We start from the raw sequence: 15399 nt of genomic DNA, 5'->3' as shown, positions 1-15399 counted from the left end.
AAGTATTGTCTTCTTTACCTTACTGGTGTTAATTTTGGTGCTCTTTTTCTATTTCCACAAGAAAAAAACCAATTTTTTGATTGAAAAAATGGAAGCCGATCTCCATTTTCAGTCAGAATTGGTGAAATCAAGGATAGAAATGAAGGACCAGACACTGACAGAAATCAGCAGGGAACTTCACGATAATATTGGTCAGATTTTGTCTGTTGCCATTATGCAGGTCAACATGTATATCCAAAATCAGAAAGCCATGACCAAGGAGGAACTTGACGACCTGAAAAACATTTTAGGAAAGTCGTTAGATGAAATCAGAACCCTATCAAGGATTATAAATAAAGATAATTTACTGGAATCCAATTTTTTAGAGGCCATACAGCTGGATCTGGACCGTATCCGGAAATTAAAAAGAATAGATTGTAATTTTAGCATAAATGGTGATTTTCCTGAAATAAACGTTGAACACGAACTGATTATATATCGGATTTTTCAGGAAGCGATTCTCAATATCTTAAAGCATTCCCACAGTGAGATTATTGATTTTCAAATAGACTGCCTGGACCATGACAATATTAAAATCAAGCTGATTGACCACGGAATCGGCTTTAATTCAAAGAAGAAAAGCAGCGGTTCGGGATTGAATAACATACATGTCAGGGCTAAGCTCATCGGAGCTTCTGTTTCCGTAACATCTGATAGTTCAGGAACTGTGGTACTGTTTACCTATCCTAAAAGAATTAATCATGAAAACGAATAGAAAAAATAAGGTTATCATCGTAGACGACCATTTGCTGTTTTCACAATCTTTGAAATTTCTGATTAATAGTTTCAGCGATTTTGAAGTCACACACAATTTTGGAAACGGCAAAGAGTTCATACAGTTTCTTCAGGAAGAGGAAAATCTGGACATAGAAGTTGATTTGATACTGCTAGATGTAAACATGCCCATTCTTGACGGATTGGCAACTATGGTCTGGCTAAAGGAAAATCGGCCGGATTATAAAGCCATCGCACTTTCTGTTAATAATGAGGAAGACATCATCATACAAATGATTAAAAACGGAGCCAAAGGCTACCTGCTAAAAGACACAACACCGCAGATTTTTTATGATGCCTTAAAAACAGTCATAGAGAAAGGATACTTTTTTACAGAAATGGTTTCCGGTATTTTGGTCAACAGAATCGATAATGAGGACAAAAAGCTGGAATTTAAGGAAAAAGAACTCGATTTTATTAAAAGGGCCTGCAGTGAGAAAACCTATAAGGAAATAGCAGATGAAATGTGCCTTAGCCCCAAAACAATAGATGGTTACAGGGAAAGTATTTTTGCCAAACTGGAAATCAAAACAAGAATCGGACTGGTTTTGTATGCGATTAAAAACAAAATCGTTTGTGTGTAAAACAAAAAAAGCCCCATCAAATGATGGGGCTTTTTTTGTTTATAGAGTATAAATCTTTTAATAATCTGACTACGAATTTCCTATTTCTTCCAGTTCATTTTTTTCGTCAATACCAATGACATTTGTATAAATCATGTATTGTACAGAAAAAATCAGTGGGATAGTGAAAAGGATACCAATACAGAAAGCAAAAACTCCTAAACCGGCCAGAATTACTGCGACAATCATGAGAGCCAATAACATAAAGAAATTTCTTGAAACCAGCATCAGGCTCGCCTGTATCGCTTCAATAGCTTTTAGGTTACCAAAAATAATCAGCGGGGTAGTGAATAGGGTCAATAAAATGATGATATAGCTAATAACTGACCCAAGAATTGTGTTTCCGGTTAATTCAAGGGCAGTACTGATACCGTTACTGCAAAATCCTATTAAAATACCAGCAATTATAATTTCTTTTAGGTATTCGCTTTTGTAATAATAGAAAAGCGTAGAAAAGTCAAAATCTTCTTTTGCATCGGCATGGTGGGCAACCCGCAATATACCCGCATAAAATGGCTTAATAAGCGCGACAGCGATTGCACCCCCAACAAGAGCAACAATGATTCCGGCAGCAGAAAAATTCTGGATTTGAAAATCGGCAATATCCCGCCCAAAAGTACTCAACCCGATGAATATAGCGGCAAGACCCATTATTATTGCAAAGAATACGATGGAAAGAAGTAATACTCCGGCTCCGGCAATCCACACAATTTTCTGATAATTATTTAAGGCTTGAGAAAGAATTTCTCCAAATTCCAAAGGATAACCACGTTGCTTGATTTCTTCAATCTTTTCTTTAGTCGTAGTAATTTTTTGCATAAATAAGTTTGTCAATTATTGCGCGAAAGTAATCAATATTTTGGAATTATAAACTGAATCAGAGCCATTTCAATAGTTTTCGGATTACTTTCAGTTTATTTCCATAAGGGGCATAACGCAGCGGTATATCAAGCCATGTAGCTTTTTTTACGATAGCCTTCTGGTGTGAAAATGTATCGTAGCTTTTTTTACCGTGATAGGCGCCCATACCGCTGTTGCCAACACCTCCAAATGGCAGCCTTTTGTTTGAAAAGTGTACGACAGTATCGTTAATGCATCCGCCACCAAATGAAAATTTCCGGATAGCGCGTTCTGCAAAAGCTTTGTCATCTGTAAACACATATAACGACAGCGGTTTTTCATATTTTGAAATTATTTTTTCTAGGTCGCTTTCATTTTCATAAGAAATCAATGGGAGCAGTGGCCCAAAAATTTCATCTTTCATGATGGCACTGTCGAAAGAAGGTTCGTCAATAAGTGTTGGCGCAATGTAAAGACTTTCTTCATCGTGGATTCCTCCTGTGATTGTTTTTGCTTCATCTATCATTCCAACCAGTCTGAAGAAATGCTTTTTGTTTATGATTCGCGTAAAATCAGGTGAAAGCTTAGGGTCTTCGCCATAAGCATTTATAATTTCCTGTTGCAACAGGCGGATGAATTTTGTCTTAACCCCTTTGTGTATGAGAAGATAATCAGGAGCAATACAGGTTTGTCCGGCATTGATAAATTTCCCCCAGACAATACGTTTTGCTGCGATTTGAAGATTGGCATTTTTGTCAATTATACAGGGATTTTTACCGCCCAGTTCCAGAGTTACAGGCGTAAGATTCCCGGCTGCAGCTTTTGCAATTTCTTTTCCAACGGCCGGACTTCCTGTAAAAAAGATATAATCCCAACGTTTGGCCAGCTGGCTTTTGGCAATTTCTGCATCTCCTAAAACGGCCACGACTTCCTTAACATCAAAAGTTTCCCGTATGATTTTAGAAATTAAGCTTGATGTATGGGGTGTTAATTCAGAAGGTTTGAGAACAATGGAGTTACCAGCCGCATAGGCCGCAATTAACGGACAGATAGCCAGTTGGAAAGGATAATTCCACGGAGAAATAATCAGTGTTTTTCCATAAGGTTCTGTATAGATATAATCAGAAGACGGAAAATTAAGAATAGATGCCCGGACTTTTTTAGGTTTAGCCCAGGCATGGATATTTTTTATGGTATCTTTCAGGTCAGATTGCACTACATTTATTTCAGTAAGATAGGCTTCAAAAGCCGGTTTTCCGAAGTCTTTATGCAGTGCCTCTATAATATCATTTTCATGAAGTGAAATGACATGAGAGAATTTTTTAAGCTTTTCTTTTCTTTGATTGATTTCTTTATGGTTCATAATTTTTAAATTATTGTAATCCGAAACGGAATCCGAGGTAAAAATCTGCCTGTTCTCCGTCATTAATCAAGGCAGTAACCACTGAACTTGACCCTATAAAGAAACCTCCGGCTCTGAATCCCAATCCTGCTGTGAATCCTGAAATTTCATTTGACGCTAACGGAGCAAATACTTCAAAACTTTCTCTGGAATATCGTGGCGTAACCGAAATCACGTTTTGAGCCGTAACCTGGTCGTCTTTGTTATCCTTATTGAATTTTTGCTGTCCGAATACGGTAACGTAGAAATCAGGAATAATTTTTACGTCAGCATAAGCAGAAAAAACGGTTGGAAGTTTTACTTTAAAATCGCTGCCATTGGAAGTAGCAGTCAGATAACCACTCGAAAGCAGGATTTCTTCAATTTCCTTAAAGCTGCTTACGCTTTCAAATTGGTTCAGGTTGAGCGACTGTCCGGCAGGGATATTTAGTTCGTAATTGTTGTTACTGTTGTTATCGGATTTAAATGTCATGCTTCCAATGTTGCGTACGGCTGCTCCGGCATTGATTTTATAGCCGTCATTATCGTCTTTCCATTGGTAGTTCACTCCCAAATCTGTAGCAAAGCCATTTAATTTTCCAAAAAGAGAACTGGTATAATTGCCAAAATCTGAAAAATCGTCTGCCAAATCTCCTGAATAAGAAATGTTCATTCTTGCTGAAGCATCTGTCATATTCACATTTCCAAGATTGTTAGTGATGGTTCCGGAGAATTTGTCAAGACCTAAATTCGCATAGGAGCCGGGAAAGAGGAGTTTTAAGGTTACGCCCACACTCAACTTGTGTTCCTCTGTTTCATATACATTTCTGGCAACTCCAAAGGCCACTTCGCCCCAGGTGGTTCCGTTGGCGCGCTGGTTTTTATCACTTTGGATGGTTGAGGCGCCAAAAATACTGTTCAGGGCTCCATTGGTAACGGCATCTCCAATTGTTGGGTCAACATCGGTGAAATTTACTTTTCCATAAGCTTTAGTGCTGAATGAAAAAGCCCATTTTTCTATTTTCATTGCAAAGGCCGGGCCGTATACTTCGCCATCAAAACGGAGGTCGACATCCTTGTTTCCTTCAAATAGCTTTTGTTCCAAATCATCACCGCTAACGAGGTCATCAAAACCCAATCGGTTATTGGAAAGGTTAAAACTCAAGGAAAATACCCCGACTTCATATTTTGTTTTCAGGTTGGCAAGTTCGGCGGGGTTTGTACTTGCATTTAATAATCCGCCTCTTCTGGAAGTGGTAATTCCGGAAAAATGGTCCTGAGCGAAAGCACTCGTGCCAATCAGTAGGCATAATAAGATTGGTAATTTCATAGGGAAGTTTTTTAAGTTAAATGTATAGATTTTTTGTATTGGGGATACTAAATTAACGTAAAAAAAGAATCTTTATTCTTAAAAATATCAGATTGCTTTCCAAATAGGGTCATTAGGAACGGGTGCGGTTATTTCTAATAATTCTTTGGTAACGGGATGGGTGAGGGTGAGTTTGCGGGCATGCAAATGAATGCCACCATCAACATTGCTTCTGTCGGCACCATATTTCAGATCACCTTTGATTGGGCTTCCAATAGCCGCCAGTTGTGCCCGGATTTGGTGATGGCGTCCGGTATGTAAATTAATTTCCAGAGCATAATAGTTATTGAGCTCGCGGATTATCGTGTAATCTAAGCTTGCTATTTTACTATCAGGAACCTCTTTGCTATGTGCTTTTGAAGTGTTGTTCTTTTCATTTCTTTTCAGATAATGAACCAGCTTTGCCGAAGCTTCTGCGGGCTTATTTTTGACAACAGCCCAGTATGTTTTTTGCGTTTCCCGGTTTTTAAACAAATCATTGAGCCTGGAAAGTGCTTTGGAAGTGCGGGCGAATACTACGATTCCGGTTGTAGGCCTGTCCAGACGATGGACAACACCCAGAAAAACTTCGCCCGGCTTATTGTATTTTTCCTTGATATATTCTTTTACTACATCGCTTAGGGGTTTGTCGCCTGTTTTATCTCCCTGAACGATGTCGCCTACACGTTTGTTGATGACAATAATATGATTGTCTTCGTGCAGTACCTGAAGATTATTTTTTGTTGAAATGGTTTTCATTGTTTTTTGAAAATTAGATTTCGGCGACTTGGTAGTTCAAATAATCAAAAGACAATTAGTATTGTTCTTTTTCGCTAGGGAAATCGTGTGACTTCACGTCGGTAACATATTTTCCAATGGCATTGGTCATGTCATCATATAAATTCATGTATCTTCTCAAAAATCTCGGGCTGAACTCATTATTCATTCCAAGCATATCGTGAATAACCAGAACCTGCCCGTCAACGCCACCTCCGGCACCAATTCCAATTACAGGGATGGTAATGCTTTGTGCTACTTTTTCAGCCAATTTTGCAGGAATCTTTTCTAATACCAATGCAAAACAGCCTAGTTTTTCAAGTAATTTGGCATCTTCCAGTAATTTTTCGGCTTCGGCATCTTCTTTGGCACGAACCGTATAAGTTCCGAATTTATATATAGATTGTGGTGTGAGCCCCAAATGTCCCATAACAGGAATACCGGCATTGAGGATTTTTTTGATGGAATCTTTGATTTCGCTTCCGCCTTCTAATTTTACGGCATGAGCACCACTTTCCTTCATGATTCTGATAGAGGAACGCAGGGCTTCTTTTGGGTCAGACTGATAGCTTCCAAAAGGCAAATCCACTACAATCAAAGCGCGTGATGCTGCCCTGACAACACTGGAAGCGTGATATATCATCTGGTCAAGGGTAATTGGCAGGGTAGTTTCATGACCCGCCATTACATTTGAGGCAGAATCGCCAACCAGAATTACGTCAACACCGGCAGTATCGACAATTTTTGCCATAGTGAAATCATAGGATGTCAGCATTGAAATTTTTTCGCCATTGGCCTTCATTTCAATCAGCGATTTGGTTGTGATTCTCTTATAATCTTTTTTTGCAACAGACATAGTGTAGGAATTAGAAGATGTAAATGTACAAATTGCTTTATTTACCATTGCCACACAACCTATAATTTTTTCTGCTAATTTTACTTCCTTAACTTTAAAAAGATTATAATGCGAAAATTAGTACTATTGATTTTCTTTGTTTCCTTTCAACCGCTAATGGCCCAGGAAGCTGAAATCCGCCAATCGATACAAACTTTTTTTGAAGGTATACATGCCAGAGACAGCCTGAAAATTAATGCTGTGAGTGATGAAGACCTGATGTTACAGACGGTAGTGCAAAGTCCGAGAAGAAACAAGCTTGTAGTCACAAAAGCGGCTGATTTTAAAAGATATGTTGCAACGGTTCCTAAGGAAACCAAATTTGAAGAACGGCTGCTTTCCTTTACTATTAAGGTTGATGGTGGAATGGCTCACGCCTGGATACCTTTTGAATTTTACATCAATGGCGAGTTAACCCATAAAGGCGTCAACTCCATTCAACTGATTAAGAAGGAAAATCTATGGAAAATTATTTACTATGGAGACAGTAAAATCAAGATTTGAGTTAATCATTGCTGATTTTGAGCGTGACGACAAATTCACTTCCGAATCCTAAGTTACTCTCAACGGAAATTGTACCGCCTTGCGCTTCTATTAACTCCTTGCTGATGGCGAGTCCGAGGCCGGTTCCTTCTTTCTCCGAACCCGGAATCCGGAAATATTTATCAAAGATTTTGTTTTTGTACTGTGGAGAAATGCCTATTCCGTTGTCTTTGACAGTTATCATCAGCGCATTTTCTTTGGCTTCTGCGGCAATGAAAATAGTTGAGTTTTCATACGAATAGCGGATAGCATTTGAAATGAGGTTCGTAATGACCCAGGTTGTTTTTTCCTGGTCGGCTTTTATTTCAGGCAACAATTCGGGAACAGTCAGGTTAAGGCTAATCTTTTTTTGTTCTGCCAGTATTTTTGTAGCTTCTACTGCATCAGAAATGATTACATCGGGATTACAGTTTTCTATTTTGAGTTGTGTTTTTCCGGTTTCTACCTGGGTGATGTCCAGCAGTTCTCCTGTAGTACGGAGTAATCTTTTAGCATCGTCCTTAATGCTTGAAACCAATTGTTTCTGCTCATCGTTTAAATTACCGACACTGCTGTTTTCCAGTAATTGCAGGCTCATTTTCATTGAAGCGATTGGTGTTTTGAATTCATGCGAAACCATGGCTATGAAGTTGGTTTTGGCAAAATCCAATTCTTTATAGGCTGTGACATTGCGTAGTATAATAAATGAACCAATATGTTTTTTTTCTTCTTCGCCAGTTGGAAGAACAAGTATAGGTACTATTTGTTTTTCGAAGTAACTTTCTTTATTATCTGCATAAATTTTAAGTGTTTGCTGTGACTTTTCGATATTTTCATCCATAAGATGCTGTAATAGTGAACGGACAAGGTCGTTAGAAACAGCAACTTCGGTAGCAGCTTTACCGATAATATTCTCTGCTTTTAGTCCCGAAATTTTTAAGGCTTCTTCATTGGCAAACAGAATAAGGTTTTTGTCATCAAGTCCAATAACCGGGTCTTGCATATTGTTGATTAGCGTTTCAACCCGTTTTTTCTCCATCATGAGTCTGGCAAGGTTACTGTCACTATATTCCTGAAGCTTTTCTGCCATTGTATTGAATGACCTGGCCAGATTTCCAAATTCGTCATGCGTTTCAAAATTGACCCGCTGCGAATAGTTTTTTGCGGCAATCTGACGGATACTTTCTGTGAGGTCTTTTATAGGATTTGCAATATCGCTTGGCAGGTTGACCAACAGGATTAAGGCAATCAAAAAACAGGTAAGCCCTGTAATCGAAATCCAGAGTATGGCACTTTCTGTTGTTTTTTGCGCTACGATACTTTTCCTTTGGATAGCATCCATGTTAATTTTCATGATATCGTTAAGGTCTTTCCGAATCTGAAGCAGGATAGATGGTTCTTCGGGTCTTGATTGCCATGCTTTTACATCTTCTGTTAAATTTTGGGTAAGTTCTTTTTCGCCTATTTCCGTGATGTTTTTGCCTTGCAATTCCAGAAAGTGATTAAAATTTTCGAAAGATTGTTTTTCACCTTCAATCTTGTCGAGCTCTTTCATCATGTTCCGGGAATAGTCTAAGGAATTGTAATTGGCAACAAGAATATTTTCAGTATCACCGGCAATGGCATGCACTTGTCTTACCGCCAGAGCAGTGAGCAATATGATGAGTAAGAAAAGAATCCCGAGGCCCAGTCTTAATTTTGTTTTTATACGCACGGTTTGATAGTTAATAGTTTATAGTTGATAATTGATAGTGGATAGTTTTTAGTTGATAGTGTATAGTTGTTAGTCTAACGTCTTTCATCTTTTGACTTTCGACTTTCGACTTTCGACTTTTGACTTTCGTCTTTCATCTTTTGACTTTCGACTTTCGACTTTCGACTTTTGACTTTCATCTTTCATCTTTCATCTGTGTTTGTTCGGGATGTTTTTACAATTGAGGTTAGTATTTTGATGAGTTCGATACTGTCTGAGTGAACGGATTGGTATTCTTTTTCTGATAGATAGTTTGTTTCAAAAAGCAAACGTAGCCAATATTCGGTTTCCTGGGCTTCTTTTAGTGATATGTTCATCTTGTTGCTAAAGTCTTTTTTTGAGGGAGCCTGCAAAGCCTCACAAATATTTGCTCCAATTAAAGTTCCGCTTCTAACCAATTGTTTTGACAGTATAAATTCTTTTTTATTTTCTGAAATATGTTGGTATAACCTCACAATTCTTACGGCAAATACAAACGATTTGTCCTTAACAATACTATTTTTCATAATCTTTTTTTTATGGCTTAAACTAACTATACACTATCCACTAAAAACTATCCACTATCAACTAAGAATAATCAGGTCAATTTCACTCGAAGATAGCTTATTTAATAATTGTTTGAAAGCACTTGTAGAAAGAATAATTTTCATCAGGTTCATTTTTGGTTTTCCAATGCATACCGTAGTAATACCTTTGCTTTCAGCCTGTTCGATAATGGCCTTGGCAATCCGGGTATGTTCAATTTTGATGACTTCGGCGCCCAGTTCTGTAGCCAGTTTAAAATTATTGATTAGATGTCTTTGTTTGTCTAATGCAATCCGGTCTGCACTTTCATGTGGAAGCTGTACATATAAGACATACCATTTGCTGCTGTTGTAATAATTGGCGAGACGTGCGGTTTTGCGGATTACCTTTTTTGCGGTGGCTTCGTTACTGCTAATACAAGCCATGAATTTTTCATGACGGGTGTTTTTGCTTTTAGGAACTTCAATTTCGACTTTTCGTTCGACCTGGCTGGCCACTTCTTTTAAGGCCAATTCTCTTAATTGCAGGATGTGTTCACTCTTGAAAAAATTCTTAAGTGCCATTTCTATTTTTTCAGCCTTATAGATTTTTCCTTCTTTTAGCCTTGTAATCAGTTCGTCAGCCGTAAGGTCTATGTTTACGACTTCATCCGCCTGTGCCAAAACACTGTCAGGAATTCGTTCTTTGACTTCAATTCCTGTGATGTGTTTTATTTCTTCATTCAGGCTTTCAATATGCTGGATATTCACTGCACTGATTACATTGATTCCGGCTTCTAAGATTTCAAAGACGTCCTGCCAGCGCTTTTCATTTTTGCTTCCCTCGATGTTAGTATGGGCCAGTTCGTCAACGATTACTACTTCCGGACGAAGGCTGATGATGGCCTGAACATCCATTTCTTCCAGTTCTTTGCCTTTGTAGAACAAATAACGTCTTGGAATTACAGGAAGTCCTTCCAAAAGGTCGTGTGTTTCTTTGCGATTGTGTGTTTCTATAAAACCTATTTTGACATCGATTCCATTTTTTAGGAGGGAATGGGCTTCCTGAAGCATGCGAAAAGTTTTACCTACACCGGCACTCATGCCGATGTAGATTTTAAACTTTCCTCTCCTTGATTTTTGAATCAGGTTTAAAAAATGCTGTACGCTATCTTCTCTTTTGCTTTCCAAAATAAACAGGCTTAGGTTTTAGAATGATATGGCGAGCGAAGTTGCCGCGGCAAAGTTTTGTTTGGTGGGATTACCATTTTCAGTAAAAATTTCATCCTTGCTGTTCAGATTTCTGGCTTCGATTCTCCATACAACATTGTCATAGATATTGTAATCGAAGTTGACAGAATAGCCAAAGGTTTTAAATCCGTTTGGTGTTTCTGTTGCAATAATGACCCCATTTTTGTCTGCATAATATTCTCCTCGTGCTGCGATATGGATTTTGTCGGAAACTTTATATTTCGCAATCAGAATAGGAGAGTACCATGAATTATAACTGTTGCTTCCTTTTTCCTTTTGTTCAGCACCAAGGTCAAAACCGGCAGTTAGTCCCCATTTTTCATTTAACTGAAAAACACCGTATAAATTGTGAAAATAACGCATCCTTTTATCAGTATCGGGTTTGTCATTTCCAATGAAAGAACTGCTGTTCAATAGGATAGCCGCGTTTGGTTTATAGGTTAGTTGATGCCCAAAAGCCAATGTTTTATTACCGTCAATCCGTTTAATTCTTTGCCATCCGTTTAAAAGGAGTCCGCTCACAAACCATTTCCCATTGTCTGTAGTATAGGATAATTTCGCACCACTTTCATAATAAGGCGAATTGTCTGCCTGGATGCTACGTGTCAATGCCCAGCAATCTTTACTGATGGCACTTTCAAAACCAATGTGTGAGGCAAAAATCCCGGCATCAATCCAAAGATTTTTGGTTTTTGAGAGTTTTACACCGGCATTAGCTTCATAAATGTTTTTCATAATGCCTTCTTCGGTAGCAAGATTGGCATTGCCATAAGTTCCTGCCATGATTGCCAGGTTAGCCCTTACGTTTCCTTTTTCATAGTTGGCTTTGACAAATCCAAGATTTAAAGAAACTTCATTATGCCTGTTATGGGAATATACGAAACCGGGTCTGGTATTGTTTTCAGGCACTCCGAAATCGTATAGGTAATAGATTTCGGCATAGCCTGATATTTTTAGTGGTGATTCAGGGGTTTTTATAGTGTCTTTCTGTGCTTGTGCAAGAGAGACCATTGCGATAAAAGCTGCAGTAGCTAATTTTTTCATTGTTATTTGAGTTTATCGAGAGCGAGGTTTAGTTGTAATACGTTAATTTTTTCTGGTCCGAACAGTCCTAAAAGTGGCTTTTCAGTATTTTGGGCAATAAGGTCTTCCAACTTTTTTTCTTCAATGTTTCTTGCTTTTGCAATACGCTTGATTTGGACTTTTGCACCTTGTACGGAGATATTTGGGTCTAATCCGCTACCGCTGGCTGTGACCATATCAGCCGGAATTTCATCAACTTTGATTTCCGGATTCTGGATAAGGAAAGTGTCAATCCTTTTTTGGACTTCGGCCAGGTATTCCGGATTGCTTGGTCCTTTGTTGCTTCCTCCGGAACCTGCTGCATTATAGTTTACGGCAGAAGGTCTTGAGTTAAAATAACGGGCATCAGTAAAGGATTGGCCTATATTGCTATAGAATTTTTTTCCATTGCTTTCCGTCATGATTCCCTTTCCTTGATTGGGAGCCATTTGTGCTATTCCAAAAATAAACAGTGTATAGAGTCCGGCAAAAAAGACAAGTGTAACCAGTGTTAACTTTACTCCAATCCATAAATAATTTTTCATTTTGCTATTAGTTTAGATGAATAATGTAACTATCATGTCGATGATTTTTATTCCGATAAAAGGAACAATGATACCGCCTAATCCATAAAACAATAAGTTTCGTCTTAATAGGGCAGAAGCACCTATAGGTTTATATGTGACTCCTTTTAAAGCCAGCGGAATCAAAAACGGAATCACAACTGCATTAAAGATAACTGCCGATAGGATAGCGCTTTCCGGACTATGCAGGTGCATGATATTTAAACCTTGCAGCGCAGGAATTGCGGTGATGAACAGGGCAGGAATGATGGCAAAATACTTGGCAACGTCATTAGCGATACTAAAAGTGGTCAATGTTCCGCGTGTCATTAATAATTGTTTTCCGATTTCTACAATTTCTATCAGTTTTGTAGGGTCGTTATCCAAATCCACCATATTTCCGGCTTCTTTGGCAGCCTGTGTTCCGCTGTTCATGGCAACGCCCACATCGGCCTGGGCAAGAGCGGGAGCATCATTTGTACCATCGCCCATCATGGCAACCAGTTTCCCTTTGATTTGCTCATTTTTGATGTAATTCATCTTGTCTTCGGGTTTGGCTTCCGCAATAAAATCATCCACACCGGCTTTTTCGGCAATAAATTTGGCTGTTAATGGGTTGTCACCTGTAACCATTACGGTTTTGACACCCATTCTGCGCAGCCTTTCAAAACGTTCCTGTATTCCGGGTTTGATAATATCCTGTAATTCGATTACTCCTAAAACCTTATCATTTTCAGAAACCACCAGAGGCGTACCCCCGTTGCTGGAAATCTCAGTAACTCTATCAGATGTGTCATTTGGAAAAGTATTTCCTGCTTTTTCGCTTAATTTTCGGATAGCGTCATAAGCCCCTTTTCGGATTCTGGTACCATCCGGAAGTCTGACACCGCTGCTGCGTGTTTCTGCCGTAAATTTTATCAGCGTGGCACCTTCTATAGAAAGGTTTTTTGTAGCCTCTTTTCCTGCCAATTCAATGATTGATTTGCCTTCCGGTGTTTCGTCAGCTAAGGACGATAGAATACTGGCCTTTATAAATTCCTGTTCGGATATGCCAGCGGTAGGATAAAATTGCGTTGCTTTTCTATTTCCAATTGTAATCGTTCCTGTTTTGTCTAACAGCAATACATCAATATCACCCGCAGTTTCTACGGCTTTACCTGATTTTGTAATGACGTTGGCACGCAAGGCGCGGTCCATTCCGGCAATACCAATGGCAGATAACAATCCACCAATAGTTGTTGGAATCAAGCAGACGAATAAAGAAATAAAAGAAGCGATGGTTATAGTGATATTGGCATAATCAGCAAACGGTTTTAAAGTCGTACAAACAATAATAAAAACTAAAGTAAAGCCTGCTAATAAAATAGTCAGTGCGATTTCATTAGGTGTTTTTTGTCTTGACGCCCCTTCAACCAATGCAATCATTTTGTCCAGGAAGCTCTCGCCGGGTTCAGTTGTCACCCGAACTTTAATCTTATCTGATAAGACTTTTGTACCGCCTGTTACGGAACTTTTATCTCCGCCCGCTTCGCGAATTACGGGAGCGCTTTCACCGGTTATGGCACTTTCGTCAATAGTTGCCAAACCTTCAATGATTTCTCCGTCGGTTGGAATAGTATCGCCGGCTTCGCAGATAAAGATATCGCCTTTAACCAGGCTGGAGGAAGGAACAATCTGAAGTTCGTCTACATACATTTCTCCAACCGGAAATATTTTTTTGGCAGGTGTTTCTTCTCTTGTTTTTCGAAGGCTGTCCGCCTGGGCTTTACCTCTTGCTTCCGCAATGGCTTCCGCAAAATTGGCAAACAATAATGTGAATAGTAAAATTATAAAAACGGTAAAGTTGTACACAAAACTACCTTGTGATTCTTCACCGGTCAATATCCACAAACAAACGCAGAGCATGACTACTGTTCCGATTTCAACCGTAAACATAATCGGATTGCGGAACAGGGTTGCAGGATTGAGTTTCAGAAAAGACTGTACGAATGCTTCTTTGAGCAATTCTTTCTGAAACAGTGATTTATTTTGAGTTTTCATTTTTGAAAATCATTTGATTAATAAAGCGTGAAATATTCTGCTATAGGTCCTAAAGTGAGGGAAGGGAAGAAGGAAAGCGCTGCAATGATGAAAATAACTGCAAATACCATTAATCCGAAAGTTGAAGTATCGGTTTTTAAAGTTCCCGCACTTTCCGGAATGTGTTTTTTTGAAGCGAGGATTCCGGCAATTGCCACAGGACCTATTATGGGAAGGAATCTGGAAAGCAGCAATACGATTCCTGTTGTAATATTCCACCACGGATTATTATCGCCCAAACCTTCAAAACCACTTCCGTTATTGGCCGCAGATGAGGTGAATTCGTATAAGATTTCACTAAATCCATGAAATCCCGGATTGTTCAATGTGCTGGCACCTTGTTCCGGAAATGCTGTTGATAACGCAACTCCAACCAATATTAAGAAAGGATGCAGTAAGGCAATAATCATGGCGATTTTCATTTCGCGGGCTTCGATTTTCTTACCCAGAAATTCAGGAGTTCTGCCTACCATGAGTCCGCTTATAAAAACAGCAAGGATGATAAAAATGTAAAAGTTTAATATCCCTACACCACATCCTCCATAAAAGCAGTTAATCATCATGGCAAGTAACTGGTTCATTCCGGATAGAGGCATGGCACTGTCGTGCATTGAATTGACAGAACCTGTTGAGATAACGGTTGTAGCAATGCTCCAATATCCGGATGCGGCAGCTCCAAACCGTACTTCTTTACCTTCGGTAGCGCCGGAGGTTGTATCAATTCCCATTTGCGCTATGGCAGGATTTCCATTCATTTCTGTAATTACGGTTGGAATAGTCAACGCAAGGAATCCGACTGTCATTACGCCAAAAATCATCCAGGATAGTTTTCTTCTGTTTAAGTAAAATCCTAAAGCAAACACCATCGCAAATGGAATAATCATCTGGGCAATCATTTCAACAATGTTGGTCAGGTAATTAGGATTTTCAAGTGGATGGGCTGAATTGGTACCAAAAAAACCTCCACCATTTGTCCCCACATGCTTTAT

At 38.9% G+C, this 15399-nt stretch carries 15 protein-coding genes; 3 read left to right on the top strand and 12 right to left on the bottom strand.

Features of this window, described 5'->3' with window-relative positions:
* The first annotated feature begins 88 nt into the window (after nucleotides 1-88).
* A complete protein-coding gene (locus tag BGO88_RS02280) occupies nucleotides 89-754 on the top strand; it encodes a sensor histidine kinase (protein WP_245867777.1) in 666 nt (221 codons plus the stop codon).
* Nucleotides 741-1397 (top strand): response regulator transcription factor, encoded by a 657-nt coding sequence (locus BGO88_RS02275; RefSeq protein WP_056066579.1) that lies wholly within the window; start codon nucleotides 741-743, stop codon nucleotides 1395-1397. The genes BGO88_RS02280 and BGO88_RS02275 overlap by 14 nt, the downstream gene beginning before the upstream one ends.
* 69 nt (nucleotides 1398-1466) lie before the next feature.
* Here BGO88_RS02275 and BGO88_RS02270 read toward each other — a convergent pair whose 3' ends face one another.
* The 5 genes from BGO88_RS02270 to panB all read right to left on the bottom strand — a co-directional run bounded on the left by BGO88_RS02270 (nucleotide 1467) and on the right by panB (nucleotide 6638).
* Nucleotides 1467-2255: a hypothetical protein gene (locus tag BGO88_RS02270; protein WP_286705797.1), complete on the bottom strand. Its 789-nt coding sequence runs from the start codon at nucleotides 2253-2255 to the stop codon at nucleotides 1467-1469.
* 58 nt (nucleotides 2256-2313) lie between these two features.
* Nucleotides 2314-3639, bottom strand: coding sequence for an aldehyde dehydrogenase (locus BGO88_RS02265; protein ID WP_286705796.1), 1326 nt, complete (start codon nucleotides 3637-3639; stop codon nucleotides 2314-2316).
* Nucleotides 3640-3649: 10 nt separating this feature from the next.
* On the bottom strand, nucleotides 3650-4987 hold the full coding sequence (locus BGO88_RS02260) for a DUF5723 family protein (protein WP_056066585.1): 1338 nt from the start codon (nucleotides 4985-4987) through the stop codon (nucleotides 3650-3652).
* 87 nt (nucleotides 4988-5074) lie between these two features.
* Complete coding sequence (locus tag BGO88_RS02255; RefSeq protein ID WP_286705795.1) at nucleotides 5075-5764, bottom strand: RluA family pseudouridine synthase; 690 nt, start codon at nucleotides 5762-5764, stop codon at nucleotides 5075-5077.
* A 55-nt stretch (nucleotides 5765-5819) separates the two neighbouring features.
* Entirely contained in the window at nucleotides 5820-6638 is an 819-nt protein-coding gene (panB, locus tag BGO88_RS02250) for a 3-methyl-2-oxobutanoate hydroxymethyltransferase (RefSeq protein WP_056066593.1), read from the bottom strand.
* Between the two features lie 108 nt (nucleotides 6639-6746).
* Here panB and BGO88_RS02245 point away from each other — a divergent pair, with 108 nt between their 5' ends.
* On the top strand, nucleotides 6747-7181 hold the full coding sequence (locus tag BGO88_RS02245) for a nuclear transport factor 2 family protein (RefSeq protein WP_286705794.1): 435 nt from the start codon (nucleotides 6747-6749) through the stop codon (nucleotides 7179-7181).
* A gap of 1 nt (nucleotide 7182) precedes the next feature.
* Here BGO88_RS02245 and BGO88_RS02240 read toward each other — a convergent pair whose 3' ends face one another.
* From BGO88_RS02240 to kdpA, 7 genes are all read right to left on the bottom strand, one after another.
* Complete coding sequence (locus tag BGO88_RS02240; RefSeq protein WP_286705793.1) at nucleotides 7183-8913, bottom strand: sensor histidine kinase; 1731 nt, start codon at nucleotides 8911-8913, stop codon at nucleotides 7183-7185.
* 182 nt (nucleotides 8914-9095) lie between these two features.
* On the bottom strand, nucleotides 9096-9458 hold the full coding sequence (locus BGO88_RS02235) for a four helix bundle protein (RefSeq protein ID WP_286705792.1): 363 nt from the start codon (nucleotides 9456-9458) through the stop codon (nucleotides 9096-9098).
* Between the two features lie 57 nt (nucleotides 9459-9515).
* Complete coding sequence (locus tag BGO88_RS02230) at nucleotides 9516-10646, bottom strand: sensor protein KdpD (RefSeq protein ID WP_056066604.1); 1131 nt, start codon at nucleotides 10644-10646, stop codon at nucleotides 9516-9518.
* Between the two features lie 18 nt (nucleotides 10647-10664).
* Nucleotides 10665-11750 (bottom strand): porin, encoded by a 1086-nt coding sequence (locus tag BGO88_RS02225; protein WP_286705791.1) that lies wholly within the window; start codon nucleotides 11748-11750, stop codon nucleotides 10665-10667.
* A gap of 2 nt (nucleotides 11751-11752) precedes the next feature.
* Nucleotides 11753-12313 (bottom strand): K(+)-transporting ATPase subunit C, encoded by a 561-nt coding sequence (locus BGO88_RS02220; RefSeq protein ID WP_286705790.1) that lies wholly within the window; start codon nucleotides 12311-12313, stop codon nucleotides 11753-11755.
* A 12-nt stretch (nucleotides 12314-12325) separates the two neighbouring features.
* Complete coding sequence (gene kdpB, locus BGO88_RS02215) at nucleotides 12326-14371, bottom strand: potassium-transporting ATPase subunit KdpB (protein ID WP_286705789.1); 2046 nt, start codon at nucleotides 14369-14371, stop codon at nucleotides 12326-12328.
* A 17-nt stretch (nucleotides 14372-14388) separates the two neighbouring features.
* Nucleotides 14389-15399: potassium-transporting ATPase subunit KdpA (gene kdpA / locus BGO88_RS02210; RefSeq protein WP_286705788.1), on the bottom strand; the 1011-nt coding region annotated here is incomplete at its 5' end.

This window comes from Flavobacterium sp. 38-13, from assembly GCF_001899155.1.
GTDB lineage: Bacteria > Bacteroidota > Bacteroidia > Flavobacteriales > Flavobacteriaceae > Flavobacterium > Flavobacterium lindanitolerans.
Note: the sequence above shows the minus strand (reverse complement) of the source record. Positions and strands in the feature narration are given on the sequence as shown.